Source organism: Microbacterium timonense (assembly GCF_900292075.1).
In the GTDB taxonomy this organism is placed as follows: domain Bacteria; phylum Actinomycetota; class Actinomycetes; order Actinomycetales; family Microbacteriaceae; genus Microbacterium; species Microbacterium timonense.
The window spans coordinates 45,818-60,531 of record NZ_OLMV01000003.1; the positions used below are offsets into that span (position 1 = coordinate 45,818).

Sequence of the window (14,714 nt, forward strand, 5' to 3'; positions counted from 1 at the left end):
CCGCACGCCGCTCGAGTGCACGACATGTCATCGAGCGCACGACCTGGATGCCCCATCAAGCCGTGCACTCGTCGCGAAGCCGTGCACTCGGAGCAACACCCGTGCAACTCAGGACGCGCGCAGGTCGTGGTGGAGGTCCTTGGCGGCCTGAACTACGAGGGGTCCGAGCCGGCGCTCGTCGGCGCGCTCGAGGTGCACGACCAGGCCGAGGGCCACCGGCGGCAGGCCCTCGATGCGCGGCAGGGCGGCGGCGACCGAGACGTTCCCGAGGGTCATCTCCTCCCTCGTCGTGGCGTACCCGAGCGCCCGGGTGCGGGCGATGTCGGCGCGCAGCTCGGCCTCGGTCGTGACGGAGTGGATCGTCTCGCGCTCCAGCGGCGCGCGGAAGTACTGCTGCAGCCAGTCCTCGTCGCGCGTGGCCAGCAAGGCTTTGCCGACGCCGGTGGTGTGCAGCGGCCCCCGGCCGCCCATGCGGCTGAGGGTCGGGATGGACTGGCGCCCGGTGAGGCGGCCCACATAGAGGGCGCTGGTGGTCTCGGGGGTGGCGCCGTCGAGGACCGCGAGGTGCACGTTCTCACCGGTCGCCTCGTACAGCCGCACCATGTGCGGCAACGCCGTCTCACGCAGCCGGAGCGACAGGGGTGACAGCTCGCCCAGCTCCCACAGCCGCGGGCCGATCGCGTACGTGTGACCCGGTCCGCGGGTGAGCAGCCCCTCCGCGACGAGCGTCGCGAGCAGCCGGTGCAGCGTGGACGAGGCCAGTCCCGTACGCGCGGCGAGAGTGGTGGCCGTGACGGCGGGCTCGTCGTCGGTGAAGCAGCAGAGCACGCGCAGCGTCCGCTCCAGCACGCCCTCTCCGTTGGCCATGGTTCCTCCCGAGCGACGTTACCCGCCCGCCCACGCACGAACTCCTCACCTCGCAGGGGATGATGCGCCCGGTCGACCCCGGATCAGCCCTTCCTCGCCGTTTCGGAGGAGTTTCGGCCCCCCAGTCCCGGCCGCCCACCCCCGTCCGGGCCATCGGCCGCACCCGAGGCCGTGCCACCTGCCCCACCCGAGGCCGGGCCACCTGCCCCAGCCCCGACCGCCAGCGCACGAACTCCTCCCATCCGCGGGCTGCTCCCCAGTCGACCCCGGACCAGCCGTTCCTCGCCGTTTTGGAGGGTTTCGGCCGCCAGTCCGGAGACGGGCCCCCCGAGACCGGGCCACCGGCCTCCCAGCCCCGCCCGCCCGCGCACGAACTCCTCACATCCGCGGGGCTACTGCCCCAGTCGACCGCGGACCAGCCCCTCCTCGCCGTTTCGGAGAGTTTCGGCTCCCCGTCCAGGCCATCGGCCGCCAGTCCGGGCCACCGGCCCCACCCAGAGACCGGGCCACCGGCCTCCCAGCCCCCGCCGGCCCGCGCACGAACTCCTCACATCCGCGGGGCTGCTGCCCCCCGTCGACCCCGGACCAGCCCTTCCTCGCCGTTTCGGAGGAGTTTCGACTCCCAGTCCAGGCCGCCAGTCCGGGCCGCCTGGCCTCTGCCCCCCCAGTCCGGCCCGCCGGGCCGCAGGACCCGGGCCGCAGGACCCGGGCCGCAGGACCCGGGCCGCGGGACCCGGCCGCCGGGCCGCGGGCTCCGGGCCGCGGGACCCCGGCCGCCGAGCCGCGGGACCCGGGCCGCAGGACCCGGCCGCCGGGCCTCAGCGGGCCGCACATGCGCGGGCCCGCGGTGCAGAACTCCGCCGAACGGCGGGCTCATGAGCGGCGTGAGGGCCTGCGGGCGGCGACGGGCGCGAATCTGAGGAGTTCTGCACAGTGAGCGTGTGGAACAGTGGGCGCATGGCCAACTCGCCCTCCGGCGACTCGATGACCGAGCGCATCGTCCGGGTGCTCGAGACCTTCACGGCCGAGCGGTCCATGCAGTCGGCGACCGAGATCGGGCGCCGGGCCGGACTGCCGTCGTCGACCGCGCACCGCATCGTCGACGAGCTGGTGGCGGCTGGTCTGCTCGAGCGCGACGAGGACCGCCGCGTTCACCTCGGCATGCGGCTGTGGGAGCTCGCACTCCGCGGCTCGACGGCGCTGCGGCTGCGACAGGCCGCGCTGCCCCATATGGAGCGGGTGCAGGCGCGGATCCGCGAGCACACGCAGCTCGCGGTGCTCGAGCAGGACGAGGCGCTCTTCCTCGAACGGCTCTCCCACCCCGACGCCGGCGCGAACATCACCCGCGTCGCCGGCCGGCTCCCGCTGCACGCCTCCTCGTCCGGCCTCGTGCTGCTCGCATACGCACCGTCGACGTTGCGCGAGCGCGTGCTGGCCCGCCCGCTGCGAGCCCTCGCGCCCGAGACGGTGACGGATGCCGCGCGCCTGCGTCGACTCCTCGCCGACGTGCGCCGCGCCGGCGTGGTGATCGCCCCCGGATCGGTCGAGGCCGTCTCGACGGGCGTGGCCGTCCCGGTCCGGGATGCCGGCACCGTGGTCGCGGCGCTCTCGGTCGTGCTGCCGCGCGAGACCTCGCCTGAGCCCGCGATCGCGGCGCTGCGGGATGCCGCAGCCGCCGTCGAGGCGGCCCTCCGCGCCGACCGGCGCTGAGCCCGCGCGCCGCGGGTCGGTGCCGGGCTGGGTCCGGCGGGCGTCCTGCGGCGTTTCATCTTCGCTCGTTCCTCGCTTCGCTCAACGGGCGAGATGGGTCAGCACCAGTTCTTCCCGTTGAACGGGATTCCTCGCAACCTTCGAATCGCCGGCGGCACACTGGGGCTCGGCATCCCATCCCGATCGTCGAAGGAGACGTCATGACCGCGATCCGCACTCGCGTCGCCATCGTGGGGGCAGGCCCCGCCGGACTGCTGCTGTCGCACCTGCTCGGCATCGCCGGCATCGAGTCCGTCGTCATCGACCGCCGCTCGCGCGACGAGATCGAGACCACCATCCGCGCCGGCATCCTCGAACAGGGCACGGTCGAGGTGCTCGATTCGTCCGGCGCATCCAGCCGCGTCCGCACCGTCGGCAACCGTCACGACGGCATCGAGCTGCGCTTCGCGGGCGCCGGCCACCGCATCGACTTCGCCGATCTGGTGGGGCGGGGCGTGTGGCTCTATCCGCAGCACGAGGTGCTGAAGGACCTCATCGCCGTGCGCCTGGAGAAAGGACAGGACCTCCGCTTCGGCGTGACGGCGGTGCGCGTCGAGGATGCGGCAACCGATCGCCCGCGGGTCATCGCGACGGAGGCGGACGGCACGCCGCTCGAGATCGAGGCGGACTTCGTCGTCGGCGCCGACGGTTCGCGCAGCGTGGTGCGCGAGGCGGTCACCGGGTCGCACACCGGTGGCTACTTCCGCGAGTACCCGTTCGCGTGGTTCGGCATCCTGTGCGAGGCGCCGCCCAGCGCCGACGAGCTCATCTACAGCAACTCGCCGAACGGCTTCGCCCTCATCAGCCAGCGCAGCGCGACGGTGCAGCGCATGTACTTCCAGTGCGACCCGGATGCCGACCCCACCGCGCTCAGCGAAGCGCAGCTGTGGGACGAGCTCCAGTCGCGGGTGCCCGGCACGACGTTGAAGGAGGGCCCGATCTTTCAGCGCGACGTGCTGCGGTTCCGCAGCTTCGTCGCCCACCAGCTGCTGCGGGGCCGCGTGGCGCTGATCGGAGACGCCGCCCACACGGTGCCCCCCACCGGCGCGAAGGGCATGAACCTCGCCGTCGCCGACGTGCTGGTGCTCGAGCGGGCGCTGCGCGCGCTGCTGCGGGAGTCCGACGAGCGCCTCCTCGAGGCGTTCCCCGAGACGGCGCTGCACCGCATCTGGAAGGCCCAGCACTTCTCGTGGTGGATGACGAACATGCTGCACGTGGCGCCGGACGCCTCGGACTTCGACCGCCTGCGGCAGCTGGGCGAGCTGCGCTCGGTGGTCGAGTCGGAGGCCGGACGTCGCTTCCTCGCTGAGGCGTACACCGGCTGGCCGCTCGAAGGACTGGGCTGAAGGCGCCCGCACGTGGCCGTCGACTGCCGCTGAGCGGGAGTGACCGGATGCCGCGCCCGCGGTCTCGGATATAGTCCGAGCCCTATGGCCACATCGCCGCGGACCGCCCCTCCCGAGCCGTCGCGCACGGCGTCGGTCGCCATGCTGCTGGCGGCGGTCTGCCTCGTCGCCGCCAACATGCGCCCGGCGATCACCGACCTGGGGCCGCTGCTGGACCAGATCGGGGCCGACACCGGGATGTCGGTCTCGGCGCTCGGCGTACTCGCGGCCGTGCCGCTCGTCGCCTGGGCGCTGTTCTCACCGCTGGCACACGACCTCAGCCGCCGGTTCGGGCAGCCCCGCGTCCTGCTCTGCTCCCTCGTCGTACTGCTGGCCGGCACGCTGGTGCGCTCTCTGCCCGGTCCGGTGGTGAGCCTGTGGATCGGGACGGCGATCATCGGCATCGGCATCGCGATCATCAACGTGCTCATGCCGGCCGTGGTCAAGCGGGAGTTCTCCGGACACGTTGCCGCCGTCACCGCGACCTACACCGCGCTGCTGGCCGGCCTCGGCGCGGTGTCATCGGGCGTGGTCGTGCCGATCTCGCACATCGATTTCGGCGGCCAGCCGGCCGGGTGGCGCTTCGCGCTGCTGGTCACCGGAGCCGCCCTCCTGCCGTTCGCCATCGCCGGATGGTGGTGGGCGCACCGCGGCGCCGGCCGCGCGCATTCGCGCGCCGCCTCGCCGAAGGGCCGCACGGGCATCTGGGCCGATCCGGTGGCGTGGCTCGTCGCGGTGTACATGGGGCTGCAGGCATCCATGTTCTACATGTTCGTGACGTGGCTGGCACCGCTGTCGATGTCGACGGGGCGCTCGGAGGTCGTCGCGGGCGTCGACGTCATGGTCTACCAGCTGTTCTCGCTGGCGGGATCCCTGCTGCTGCCGCTGATCCTGCGCGGCGGGCTGGAGCGCTGGGCGCCGGCGCTCATCCCGTCCCTCGCGATCATCGGAGTCGTCGGGCTCATGCTGGCCCCCGGGGCGATCCTCCTGTGGGCGTCGCTCATCGGGCTGACCGGCGGTGCGACCCTCGCCATGTCGCTGACCCTCATGGCGCAGCGCGCCCGCGATCACGATGCGTCCGCAGCGCTGTCGGGCATGTCGCAGTCCGTCGGCTACGTGATCGCGGCGTTCGGTCCCGTCGCGTTCGGCGCACTGCACAGTGTCACCGGCGGCTGGATCGCGTCGCTGGCCCTCGTGCTCGCGGTGCTGACACTGCTCACCGTGGTCGGGGTGTTCGCCGGCCGCGACAGGTTCGTCCTCGAACGGCGCTGATTCGCCCGGATGCCGCCCCGCGGCGTCGCGTCATCGCGACGGCGATCGCTGCTCAGTCCTCCGGAAAGGCCAGAGCGCGCAGCAGCGCCGCCAGTGTCTCCCGCTCCTCGGGTGACAGCTGGGCGTGCGCCCGCTCCTCGGCGGCGCGCGCCGACTCGCGCGCGACGGAGACGAGGTGCCGACCCGCCTCGGTGGCCACCACGACGTTGGCGCGCCGGTCGGACGGATCGGGCTGGCGCTGCACCAGCCCGCGCGTCTGCAGCTCGTCGACGAGGCTCACCACCTGGCTCGGGTCGAGCCGCAGGAACTCAGCCAGTTCGCGCTGGGAGGGCCTCGCCTCCCCCGATGCGAGCACGAGCACCGAGTACGACCGCGCTTTGAGCCCGTGTTCGGCGAGTGCCGCGTTGCCCGCGGCGAGCGCGATCGCGTTGGCACGGGCCAGCAGGAAGCTCAGGTCGTCCGCGAGCGCCGACGAGCGCAGCCCGGATACGGCGACGGCGTCGACGGCTTTCGGCATGACCCGATGCTAGCCCAGTTCGTGGATGAACGGAATGATTGACTTTCTCAACAGTTGGGTCTTCAATGGGTGTCGGGTCACCGGCTCATCGGCGCACCGCGCCTCCCACGCCGGCGACCCCGATACGAAGGAGTCTCACGCATGTCCACCGACGCGCCTCTCGACGGCAAGGTCGCCATCGTCACCGGATCGGGCCGTGGCCTCGGCCTCGCCTACGCCCAGGAACTCGCCCGTCAGGGTGCCGCCGTCGTGATCAACGACGTCGACGAGGCCACCGCTGCCGACGCCGTCGCGACGATCGAGGCCGAAGGCGGCCGGGCGGTGGCCGTCGTCGCGCCCGTGGGGCCCACCGAGACCGCGAAGCGGCTCGTGCAGACGGCGGTCGACTCGTTCGGGCGCCTGGACATCCTGGTGACCAACGCCGGCGTGCTGCGCGACACCGTGCTGTGGAAGATGAGCGACGACGACTTCGACACCGTCATCAACGTGCACCTGCGCGGCACCTTCACGTGCGTCCGCGAGGCCGCGACGTACATGCGGGAGAACCAGATCCCCGGGCGCATCATCTGCATCGGCTCGCCCACCGGACAGCGCGGCAACTTCGGTCAGACCAACTACGCCGCCGCCAAGGCCGGCATCGTCGGCATGGTGCGCACGTGGGCGCTGGAGCTCAAGAAGGCGGGCATCACCGCCAACGCGGTCATCCCCGTCGCGGCGACCGCCATGACCGCGACCGTCCCCTACTTCGCCGCCGCCGTCGAGGCCGACGCCGCCGGCGAGCCGATGCCGTCCTTCTTCCGGCACGATCTCGGCTTCGGCACCTCGGACGACGTCGCCGGCCTGATCGCCTATCTGGCATCGGATGCCGCGGCCGGCGTCAGCGGCCAGGCCATCGGCATCGGCGGCGACCGCCTCCAGCTGTGGTCGCACCCCGAGGCCGTGGCGACGGCCTTCCACGAGGGCGGCTGGTCGTACGCCGACCTCGCCGCCGGCTTCGCCGAGGCCGTGGGCGAGCTCCAGTCCGTCGGTGAGAAGTTCCCGCCGCTGCCCGAGGCCCTCCAGCGCTCGTGACCCGCTACGAACCGGCGATCGACCTCGACGCCATCACCGCGATCGATGTGCACGTGCACATCGAGGTCGACCCCCACGGGCACTCGTCGCTGCCCGACGACCTGCGAGACGCCGCGGCGAAGTACTTCAGCACGGACGGCCCCAACCCGGACCTGGACGGCGTCGCCGCGTACTACCGCGAGCGGAACATGGCGGCCGTGGTCTTCACCGTCGACGCCGAGACCAACTTCGGTCATCCGCCGATCTCGAGCGCCGACATCGCCGAGGGCGCGGCGCGGAACAACGACGTGCTCATCCCCTTCGGCTCCGTCGATCCCCTCAAGGCCGGCGCGGTGGACGATGCCCGCCGCCTCATCGAGGACAGCGGCGTGCGCGGCTTCAAGTTCCACCCGACCGTCCAGGGGTTCGACCCGTCCGACGAGTCGTACTTCGCGCTCTACGAGCTCCTGCAGGCGGCGGGCGTCGTCGCGCTGTTCCACACCGGGCAGACGGGGATCGGCGCCGGCCTCCCCGGCGGGCGGGGGCTGCTGCTGGGCAGGTCCAACCCGATCCTGCTCGACCCTGTCGCCGCGCGGTTCCCCGACCTCCAGATCATCATGGCCCACCCCTCCGTCCCCTGGCAGGACGAGGCGCTCTCGGTGGCCACGCACAAGCACAACACCTGGATCGACCTGTCGGGGTGGAGCCCGAAGTACTTCCCCGAATCGCTGGTCCGCGCCGCGAACTCCTACCTGAAACGCAGAGTGCTGTTCGGCTCGGACTTCCCGCTGCTGACCCCGGACCGCTGGATGCGGGATGCCGAGGCCACCGGCTCGTTCAAGCCCGAGGTGATGCCGGGCATCCTCAAGGACAACGCCGCGCGGCTGCTCGGGCTCGGGAGCTGACATGCCCACCCTCGAGGCGGATGCGACGTTCGGGTACGACCCGTACGCGATCGCGGAATCGCACCTGAGCCCCGCCGCGCGGCGAGCGCTCGAGGGGCTGCAGCGGACGCTGGACCGCAGCATCCGTCCCCTCCTCGCCCAGGCGTGGGAGACGGGGACCATGCCGGCCGGCGTGCTCGACGCGCTCATCCGTCTCGACCTCATGCAGCCGGAGGGGATGGATGCCGCGGAGGCGGGTTCGTCCATGTACTCCGGCTTCCGCAACTACGTGCTGGCGCGCACCGACGTCTCGGTCGCGACGCTCTACAACGCGCAGTCCGGGCTGTTCCGCACGACGATCGCCCTGGGCGGCTCGCCGGCGCAGGCTGCGGAGCTCGACCCCCGCGTGCGGAGCTTCGAGCTGAAGGGGGCGTTCGCGCTCACGGAGCCCGAGCACGGGTCGGACGTGGCCGGCGGACTGGCGACCACCGCCCGGCGCGACGGCGACCACTGGGTCATCGACGGCCGCAAGAAGTGGATCGGCGGGGCTGCGGCGTCCGATGTGCTCGTCGTGTTCGCGCGCGACATCGACGACCACGCGGTGAAGGCGTTCCTCGTCCCGACAGCTGCCCAGGGCGTGCAGGTGCAGCCGATCGGCGGCAAGGTGTCGCTGCGTCCTGTGCCGAACGCGCTCATCACCCTCGAGAACGTGCGGGTGGACGAGGGGTCCCGTCTGCAGGACGTCGACGGCTGGCGGGACGTGGCCCGCATCCTGCGGGCGATGCGCTCAGACGTCGCCTGGATCGCCGCGGGCCTGCAGGCGGGCGCGCTCGAGGCGACGGTGCGGTACGTGCGCGAGCGTCATCAGTTCGACCGGCCGATCGGCGGCTTCCAGCTCGTACAGGAGAAGCTCGCCCGCATGCTCGGCAACACCGTGGCCTCCCTCGCGCTCGTCGTGCAGCTGTCGGCACGGCAGGACCAGGGCGAGTACGCCGACGAGAACTCCGCGCTGGCGAAGATGCAGACCGCGAGGCTCGCGCGCGAGACCGTCGCCCTCGGTCGCGAGGTGCTGGGCGGCAACGGCATCCTGCTCGAGCACGATGTCGCCCGCTTCTTCGCGGATGCCGAAGCCGTGTACTCGTACGAGGGCACGCACGAGATCAACGCCCTCATCGTCGGCCGCGCGCTCACCGGCGCATCGGCCTTCACCTGAACCGACACCGAAGGAGAACCCATGACCACCACCGTCGACTACGCCGACGTCGCAGGACTCGCCGGCACCGACCTCGGCTGGACCGAGTGGCTCGAAGTCACGCAGGACCGCGTGAACCTCTTCGCCGACGCCACCGACGACCACCAGTGGATCCACGTCGACCCCGAGCGCGCCGCCGACGGCCCCTTCGGCGCACCGATCGCCCACGGGTTTCTGACACTGTCGCTCACCGTCAAGTTCTGGTCCGAGCTGTTCGACGTGACGAACGTGACCACCAGGGTGAACTACGGCCTGGACAAGGTGCGGTTCGTCTCGCCGGTCAAGGTCGGCGCGCGCGTGCGCATGAACGCCGTCATCGCCGAGGTGACCGAGGTGCGCGGCGGCTACCAGTTCGCCGTGGACCAGACGATCGAGATCGAAGGCGGCGACAAGCCGGCGGTGGTCGCCCGCGGTCTGTACCGCTTCTACGCCTGAGAGGCGTCTCGTCTCCCCCGGCCCACTCGAACGGTCGTCGAACCACCCCGGTCGTTGAGCGGACCCGGTCGTCGAGCGAACCCCGGTCGTTGAGCGAACCCGGTCGTTGAGCGAACCCGGTCGTTGAGCGAGCGAAGCGAGACGAAACGCAGAGACGAAACGCAGAGACGAAACGCGGAGACCAAACGCCCACCGCCTCCTCGAAGGAGAGGACACGAAAACGATGCACAAGGGTATCGGCTTCTGGCTCGCCAAGCGGCGTCTGCGCGACCCCGAGAAGCGCGCCGTGATCTTCGGCGACGAGGTGCTCACCTATCGCCAGCTCGCGGATGCCGCCGACCGCGTCGCCGCGGTGCTCGCCGCGCGCGGGATCGGCAGCGGCGACGCCGTCGCCTACATCGGCGAGAACAGCCCGCAGTTCCTGCAGGTGATGTTCGGGACGGCTCAGCTCGGGGCCGTCTTCGTGCCGGTGAACACGCGGCTGGCGCCCCCGGAGATGCGGCATGTGCTGGTGGACTCGCAGGCCAAGGCGCTCGTGTTGGACGCCGAGTTCCTCGACCGTGCGATGCCGGGCGTGGAGGCGGGCCGCATCGCGCATGTCATCGTCACCGGCGCGGGCCTGCCGGAGCACCCGGGACTCGCCCGGCTGATCGCGGAGGCATCCTCTGGGCACACGCCGGTCGACGTCGAGCTCGACCATCCGGCGGCGATCATCTACACGTCCGGCACGACCGGCCGGCCCAAGGGGGCCGTGCTCAGCCACGGCAATCTCACGTGGGTGGCGCTGAACTGCATCGTGGACTACGACGTCGTCTCCAGCGACGTCTCACTCATGATCTCGCCGCTGTTCCACGTCGCCTCGCTGGGCATGGGCGCGCTGCCGGTCGTGCTCAAGGGGGCGACGCTGGTGCTCGAGAAGGGCTTCGAGCCCGGGCGCGCGCTGGCGCAGATCCAGCGGCACGGCGTCACGATGCTCTCGGGCGTGCCGACGACGTACCAGATGATGGCCGACCACCCGGACTGGGCGTCGACCGATCTGTCCACCCTGCGCAAGCTCACCTGCGGCGGGTCGGCCGTTCCCACCCGCATCCTCAACGCGTACGAGGAGCGGGGCCTGTCGTTCTCGCAGGGCTACGGCATGACCGAGACCTCGCCCGGAGCGACCTCCCTGTCGCCCACCATGACGCGCGAGAAGCAGGGCAGCGTCGGGCTGCCGCACTTCTTCACCGACGTGCGCGTGACCGACGAGCACGGGCAGCCGGTGCCGCCCGGCACCGTGGGAGAGATCGAGGTCGCCGGACCCAACGTCTTCCTCGGCTACCACGGCCTGCCCGAGGCCACGGCCGCTGCGTTCACGGAGGACGGGTGGTTCCGCTCGGGCGATCTCGGATACCTCGACGACGACGGCTATCTGTACATCGCCGACCGCCTGAAGGACATGATCATCTCGGGTGGCGAGAACATCTACCCCGCCGAGGTGGAGAACCTCATCTCCGACATCGAGGGCATCTCCGGTGTTGCGGTCGTGGGGGTGCCCGACGACCGCTGGGGCGAGGTGCCCTGGGCCGTCGTGACGCTGAAGGAGGGCGCGGAGGTCGACACCGAGCTGGTGCGGTCGCGTCTGGACGGTCTCGTCGCCCGCTACAAGCTGCCCAAGAACGTGGTGGTCGTCGAGGATCTGCCCCGCACCGCGTCCGGCAAGATCCGCAAGGCCGACCTGCGGGCACGCTTCACCGACGGCTGATCGGGCTCCCGCAGCGGACGAGGCCCCGGCATCCCGATACGGATGCCGGGGCCGAGCGCGTACGGCGGCTCAGCGGCCGTCGGGCTCACGCTCCGGTCGCAGCAGGGTGTCAGGGTGGAAGTCGACGAAGCTCCCGCCGCGGTCCAGCCCGCCGGCACGTGCGATCTCATCGGCGCGCTCGTTGAGGGACCGCGGGTGGGCGAAGTTGCGCCAGTGGCCGGAATCCAGTCGCTCCTGCAGGGCGGTGACGAGCGCGGCGATCTCCGCATCGGCGTACTGGCAGTGGCCGGGGCGGTCGACGAATGCCTGCGCCAGGAGACCCGCGTCGGCGTTGTGGCGCACGCGCTCGGCGTAGGTTCCCGCCTGAGCGATCACCGGCGCAGCGTCGCCTGTCTCATGGATCGAGAGCACCGGACCGCGGATGGCGCCGGTCGGCGTGGCGAAATCCTGCATGTACGCCACGGCGCCGGGATCCGCGGAGATGCGGGCGCCCGCATTCAGAGCCGCGAGATCGTCGTCCAGCGAGAGGCCGGCGTCCCGATACAGCTCGCGCACCAGTCGGCTGCCGCCCGACTGGCGCAGCGCGTGGGCATAGTCCACGCCGGTGTTCCACGAGAAATTGCCCCCGGCGCGCTGCTCCAGCGGCTGACGAGGCGACACCACACCCCACATGAAGATCCGGTAGAGCTGCTCCTGCTGCGCCTCGGCGTCGCGCGGTCGCTCCGTGTCGGTCTGCGACCATGTCGGCATCTGCGCGAGAGTCGCCGCGAGCGCGATCCGTGCCCGGCCTTCCGGCGTCTGTTGCGCGGCGTCGAGCACTTCACGGAACGCCGCTTGCCGAGCCGGTTCATCCGTCACGTCGACCAGCTCCAGACGCGTGTCAGCGGGAGCGATCAGCGTCTTCAGGGCGTAGGTGCCGTCCAGCGCCCCGTTGAGCATCGGGATCGCGCCGGCGACCGATCCGCACAGCGGGAGGGCGGCATCGAAGAGGTCGGCCCGCTGCTCGAGCAGGGCCACGGAGACCTGCCCGCCCATCGACGATCCCCATGCGATGACGTGGTCGGGCTCTCCCAGCGCGTCTGCCGCGATCCGGACGACTTCGGGCTGGGCGGCAAGCAGGTCCTCGACAGCCCATCCGCTGCCCGCTGCCGCCCCGGCCACGGCATATCCCTCCTCGGTGAGCCACGACACCACATCCGCGGAGGGCCCGGCGGATGCGACGCCCCCTCCTCCGCCGAAGCCCGGGCTCCACGTCAGCAGCGTGCCGTTCCAGTCCTCCGGTGCGTAGAGCACATACTGACCGCCGCGGGGGAGAGGCCCCCGGCTCTCGGTCGTGGCCGGTGGTGCTGCCCCGGCGGAGCCCCCCGTGAGAATGAGCGCCACGGAGGCGACGATGCCGGCGCCGACGCGAATCGAGCGTGATGACATGGTGGTCCCTTCCGGCGGCGCCCACGCTCCGAACCGCAGGTGGGACGAACGCGCCGCACTGTCTGGTCGACGTTGACCGGGCGCACGACACTTTCATCGACGTTCGCCTCGGGATCTGTAGCGGTCTTGACCCTGACACGATCGGTTGAGGATGTCAACGGTTGGCGATCATGTCCGTTGACAATCACAACTATTCGTGGTTCCGTGGAAACACCACACATCCAATGACGGACGTAGTTGAAACTGTCTCCCTCCAATGTCGGCCGGAGACGCGGCGGCCGTCTTCCCCCCGAAGTCGAAAGGTGCCCGACATGAAGAAGGCAACTGTTCTCGCGGCGACCGTCATGGCCACCGGGCTGCTCCTGGCAGGCTGCGGGGCGAGTCCGAACGCGCGCGTCGACGACGCGGACTCGGCCTCCGGCGCCCCGGCCGAGCTCGTGTTCGCCGTCGTCCCGACCGACGACAGCGAAGAGCTCGAGAACAGCTTCCTGCCGGTCGTCGCCGCGATCGAGGAGGCCACCGGCATCCCCACCCGCATCGAGGCGGTCAGCAGCAACGCCGGCGTCATCGAGGCACAGGTGGCCGAGCGGGTGGACATCGCCACGTACGGTGCCTTCTCGTACTACCTGGCGTCGGACGTCGCCGACGTCGAACCCGTCGCGAAAGACCAGCGGACGCCGGAGCCGGGCTCCGGCGCGGTGAGGTCGCTCGGCGTCGTGACGCCGGACTCCGCCATCTCGTCCATCGAGGATGTCGCGGGCAAGAACGTGTGCTTCACGGACCCGGCGTCGACGACGGGATATCTCACGGCCGCCGCCGCGATGACCGAGGCCGGCATCAACCCCGAGACCGACATCAATCCGCTCTTCGTCGGGTCGCACGATGTCGCGGTCACTCAGATGCTCGCGGGCGACTGCGACATCGCTTTCGTCGCGGAGACCTTCGTCACGACGATCCTGCCCGAGCGCGGGATCATCGCCGAAGGCGACACCGAGACGGTGTGGACGTCGGACCCGATCCCGGGCACCCCCATCGTCGTCGGCAACTGGCTCGACGAGCACCTGCGCGAGAAGATCGTCCAGGCGGTCACCGACTACAACGCGGTGACGGCGTTCGAGGCCGACCTCTGCGCGGAGCAGAATCGCGAGGCGCCCGCCGAGTGGGGCGAGGAGTTCAGCGGGGCCACCGCCTGCAAGTGGGGCGGAACCGGCGCCTTCGCGTTCGAGCCCGCGACCTCCTCCGACTACGACGTGATCAGTCAGATCTGTCAGACGCTCGAGACGGATGTCTGCCGCGGTGAGGAATGACCCGGTGACCACTCCCCTTGCACAGAAGGCACCGGGAATGACGGAGAACCCCTCGCATCTCACCGGTCGGCGCGCCCCGGGCGTCGCACTGCGCGACGTGAGCATGCGCTTCGGCGACAAGACGGTCCTCACGCACGTCGACCTCGATGTCGGCGCGGGCCAGTTCGTGGCGCTGGTCGGACCGTCCGGTGCCGGCAAGTCCACTCTTCTGCGTCTCATCAACGGCAGCCATCGACCGACGGGCGGCACGCTGTCGGTGCTGGGAGTCGACCCGGCGACGTGCGGGAGGCGATCCCTCCAACGGCTGCGCACACGCGTGGGGTTCGTGTTCCAGCAGTTCGGACTGGTCGGACGTCTCAGTGCGATGGAGAACGTCCTGATGGGAGCCCTGGGGTCCCTCCGGATGCCGCGCTACGGCATCGCCGGCTATCCGCGCGGGCTGCGTGAGAGGGCGGTCGCGAACCTCGAGCGGGTCGGGCTGGTGGATCAGCGCTATCAGCGGTGCGACACGCTGTCCGGCGGGCAGCAGCAGCGGGTGGCGATCGCTCGCACCCTCATGCAGGAGGCGGAGCTGGTGCTGGCCGATGAACCCGTCGCCTCCCTGGACCCCAACGCGAGCGTGTCGGTGCTGCAGACCCTCAAGAAGCTCAGCGCCGAGGACGGGTTCACCGTCATCTGCTCGCTCCACCAGGTGGAGCTGGCGCTGCAGGTGTCAGACCGGATCGTGGCCGTGCGGGACGGCTCGTTCATCCTGGATGCCGCCACCGTCGACACCACTGAGGCACAGGTCCGAGCGGTGTACGAACAGGCGAAGCGGGTCTGAC

13 protein-coding genes are annotated in these 14,714 nt (G+C 71.0%); 10 read left to right on the plus strand and 3 right to left on the minus strand.

Annotated features, from left to right (window positions below; genetic code table 11):
- Positions 1 to 108: 108 nt before the first annotated feature.
- Positions 109 to 867: an IclR family transcriptional regulator gene (locus C9992_RS09545; RefSeq protein ID WP_106815390.1), complete on the minus strand. Its 759-nt coding sequence runs from the start codon at positions 865 to 867 to the stop codon at positions 109 to 111.
- 957 nt (positions 868 to 1,824) lie between these two features.
- On the opposite strand from C9992_RS09545, the gene C9992_RS09555 reads away from it, so the two are divergent.
- The 3 genes from C9992_RS09555 (at position 1,825) to C9992_RS09565 (ending at position 5,273) form a co-directional block, all read left to right on the plus strand.
- Positions 1,825 to 2,577, plus strand: a complete 753-nt coding sequence (locus C9992_RS09555) for an IclR family transcriptional regulator (protein ID WP_106815391.1) — start codon at positions 1,825 to 1,827, stop codon at positions 2,575 to 2,577.
- A 200-nt stretch (positions 2,578 to 2,777) separates the two neighbouring features.
- The gene (locus C9992_RS09560) at positions 2,778 to 3,962 is read left to right on the plus strand and encodes a 4-hydroxybenzoate 3-monooxygenase (protein ID WP_106815392.1); all 1,185 of its coding nucleotides are present in this window, start codon (positions 2,778 to 2,780) and stop codon (positions 3,960 to 3,962) included.
- Positions 3,963 to 4,046: 84 nt separating this feature from the next.
- Positions 4,047 to 5,273, plus strand: coding sequence for an MFS transporter (locus tag C9992_RS09565; RefSeq protein WP_235008166.1), 1,227 nt, complete (start codon positions 4,047 to 4,049; stop codon positions 5,271 to 5,273).
- 52 nt (positions 5,274 to 5,325) lie between these two features.
- Here the strand turns inward: C9992_RS09565 and C9992_RS09570 are convergent, their stop codons facing one another.
- The gene (locus C9992_RS09570; RefSeq protein WP_106815393.1) at positions 5,326 to 5,790 is read right to left on the minus strand and encodes a MarR family winged helix-turn-helix transcriptional regulator; all 465 of its coding nucleotides are present in this window, start codon (positions 5,788 to 5,790) and stop codon (positions 5,326 to 5,328) included.
- A gap of 141 nt (positions 5,791 to 5,931) precedes the next feature.
- Here C9992_RS09570 and C9992_RS09575 point away from each other — a divergent pair, with 141 nt between their 5' ends.
- From C9992_RS09575 to C9992_RS09595, 5 genes are all read left to right on the plus strand, one after another.
- Positions 5,932 to 6,861 carry an SDR family NAD(P)-dependent oxidoreductase gene (locus C9992_RS09575; RefSeq protein WP_106815394.1) on the plus strand — a complete coding sequence of 310 codons (930 nt, stop codon included), beginning with the start codon at positions 5,932 to 5,934 and terminating at the stop codon, positions 6,859 to 6,861.
- A complete protein-coding gene (locus C9992_RS09580) occupies positions 6,858 to 7,745 on the plus strand; it encodes an amidohydrolase family protein (RefSeq protein ID WP_106815395.1) in 888 nt (295 codons plus the stop codon). The genes C9992_RS09575 and C9992_RS09580 overlap by 4 nt, the downstream gene beginning before the upstream one ends.
- Position 7,746: 1 nt before the next feature.
- Positions 7,747 to 8,937: an acyl-CoA dehydrogenase family protein gene (locus C9992_RS09585; RefSeq protein ID WP_106815396.1), complete on the plus strand. Its 1,191-nt coding sequence runs from the start codon at positions 7,747 to 7,749 to the stop codon at positions 8,935 to 8,937.
- A 21-nt stretch (positions 8,938 to 8,958) separates the two neighbouring features.
- Positions 8,959 to 9,411 carry a MaoC family dehydratase gene (locus C9992_RS09590; protein ID WP_106815397.1) on the plus strand — a complete coding sequence of 151 codons (453 nt, stop codon included), beginning with the start codon at positions 8,959 to 8,961 and terminating at the stop codon, positions 9,409 to 9,411.
- Between the two features lie 223 nt (positions 9,412 to 9,634).
- The gene (locus C9992_RS09595; protein WP_106815398.1) at positions 9,635 to 11,155 is read left to right on the plus strand and encodes an acyl-CoA synthetase; all 1,521 of its coding nucleotides are present in this window, start codon (positions 9,635 to 9,637) and stop codon (positions 11,153 to 11,155) included.
- Positions 11,156 to 11,224: 69 nt separating this feature from the next.
- Here C9992_RS09595 and C9992_RS09600 read toward each other — a convergent pair whose 3' ends face one another.
- The gene (locus C9992_RS09600; RefSeq protein ID WP_106815399.1) at positions 11,225 to 12,583 is read right to left on the minus strand and encodes an alpha/beta hydrolase family protein; all 1,359 of its coding nucleotides are present in this window, start codon (positions 12,581 to 12,583) and stop codon (positions 11,225 to 11,227) included.
- Positions 12,584 to 12,894: 311 nt separating this feature from the next.
- Here C9992_RS09600 and C9992_RS09605 point away from each other — a divergent pair, with 311 nt between their 5' ends.
- Together C9992_RS09605 and C9992_RS09610 are read left to right on the plus strand one after the other, a co-directional pair.
- Entirely contained in the window at positions 12,895 to 13,890 is a 996-nt protein-coding gene (locus C9992_RS09605) for a phosphate/phosphite/phosphonate ABC transporter substrate-binding protein (protein ID WP_160150859.1), read from the plus strand.
- Between the two features lie 4 nt (positions 13,891 to 13,894).
- Positions 13,895 to 14,713, plus strand: a complete 819-nt coding sequence (locus tag C9992_RS09610; protein WP_235008167.1) for a phosphonate ABC transporter ATP-binding protein — start codon at positions 13,895 to 13,897, stop codon at positions 14,711 to 14,713.
- The last annotated feature ends 1 nt before the right edge of the window (position 14,714 follow it).

Bases quoted from the DNA above. Each gene is read 5' to 3' on its own strand.
- C9992_RS09565 (WP_235008166.1), top strand. From the start codon at position 4,047: ATGGCCACATCGCCGCGGACCGCCCCTCCCGAGCCGTCGCGCACGGCG.
- C9992_RS09545 (WP_106815390.1), bottom strand. From the start codon at position 867: ATGGCCAACGGAGAGGGCGTGCTGGAGCGGACGCTGCGCGTGCTCTGC.
- C9992_RS09575 (WP_106815394.1), top strand. From the start codon at position 5,932: ATGTCCACCGACGCGCCTCTCGACGGCAAGGTCGCCATCGTCACCGGA.
- C9992_RS09590 (WP_106815397.1), top strand. From the start codon at position 8,959: ATGACCACCACCGTCGACTACGCCGACGTCGCAGGACTCGCCGGCACC.
- C9992_RS09600 (WP_106815399.1), bottom strand. From the start codon at position 12,583: ATGTCATCACGCTCGATTCGCGTCGGCGCCGGCATCGTCGCCTCCGTG.
- C9992_RS09555 (WP_106815391.1), top strand. From the start codon at position 1,825: ATGGCCAACTCGCCCTCCGGCGACTCGATGACCGAGCGCATCGTCCGG.
- C9992_RS09585 (WP_106815396.1), top strand. From the start codon at position 7,747: ATGCCCACCCTCGAGGCGGATGCGACGTTCGGGTACGACCCGTACGCG.
- C9992_RS09570 (WP_106815393.1), bottom strand. From the start codon at position 5,790: ATGCCGAAAGCCGTCGACGCCGTCGCCGTATCCGGGCTGCGCTCGTCG.
- C9992_RS09605 (WP_160150859.1), top strand. From the start codon at position 12,895: ATGAAGAAGGCAACTGTTCTCGCGGCGACCGTCATGGCCACCGGGCTG.
- C9992_RS09560 (WP_106815392.1), top strand. From the start codon at position 2,778: ATGACCGCGATCCGCACTCGCGTCGCCATCGTGGGGGCAGGCCCCGCC.
- C9992_RS09595 (WP_106815398.1), top strand. From the start codon at position 9,635: ATGCACAAGGGTATCGGCTTCTGGCTCGCCAAGCGGCGTCTGCGCGAC.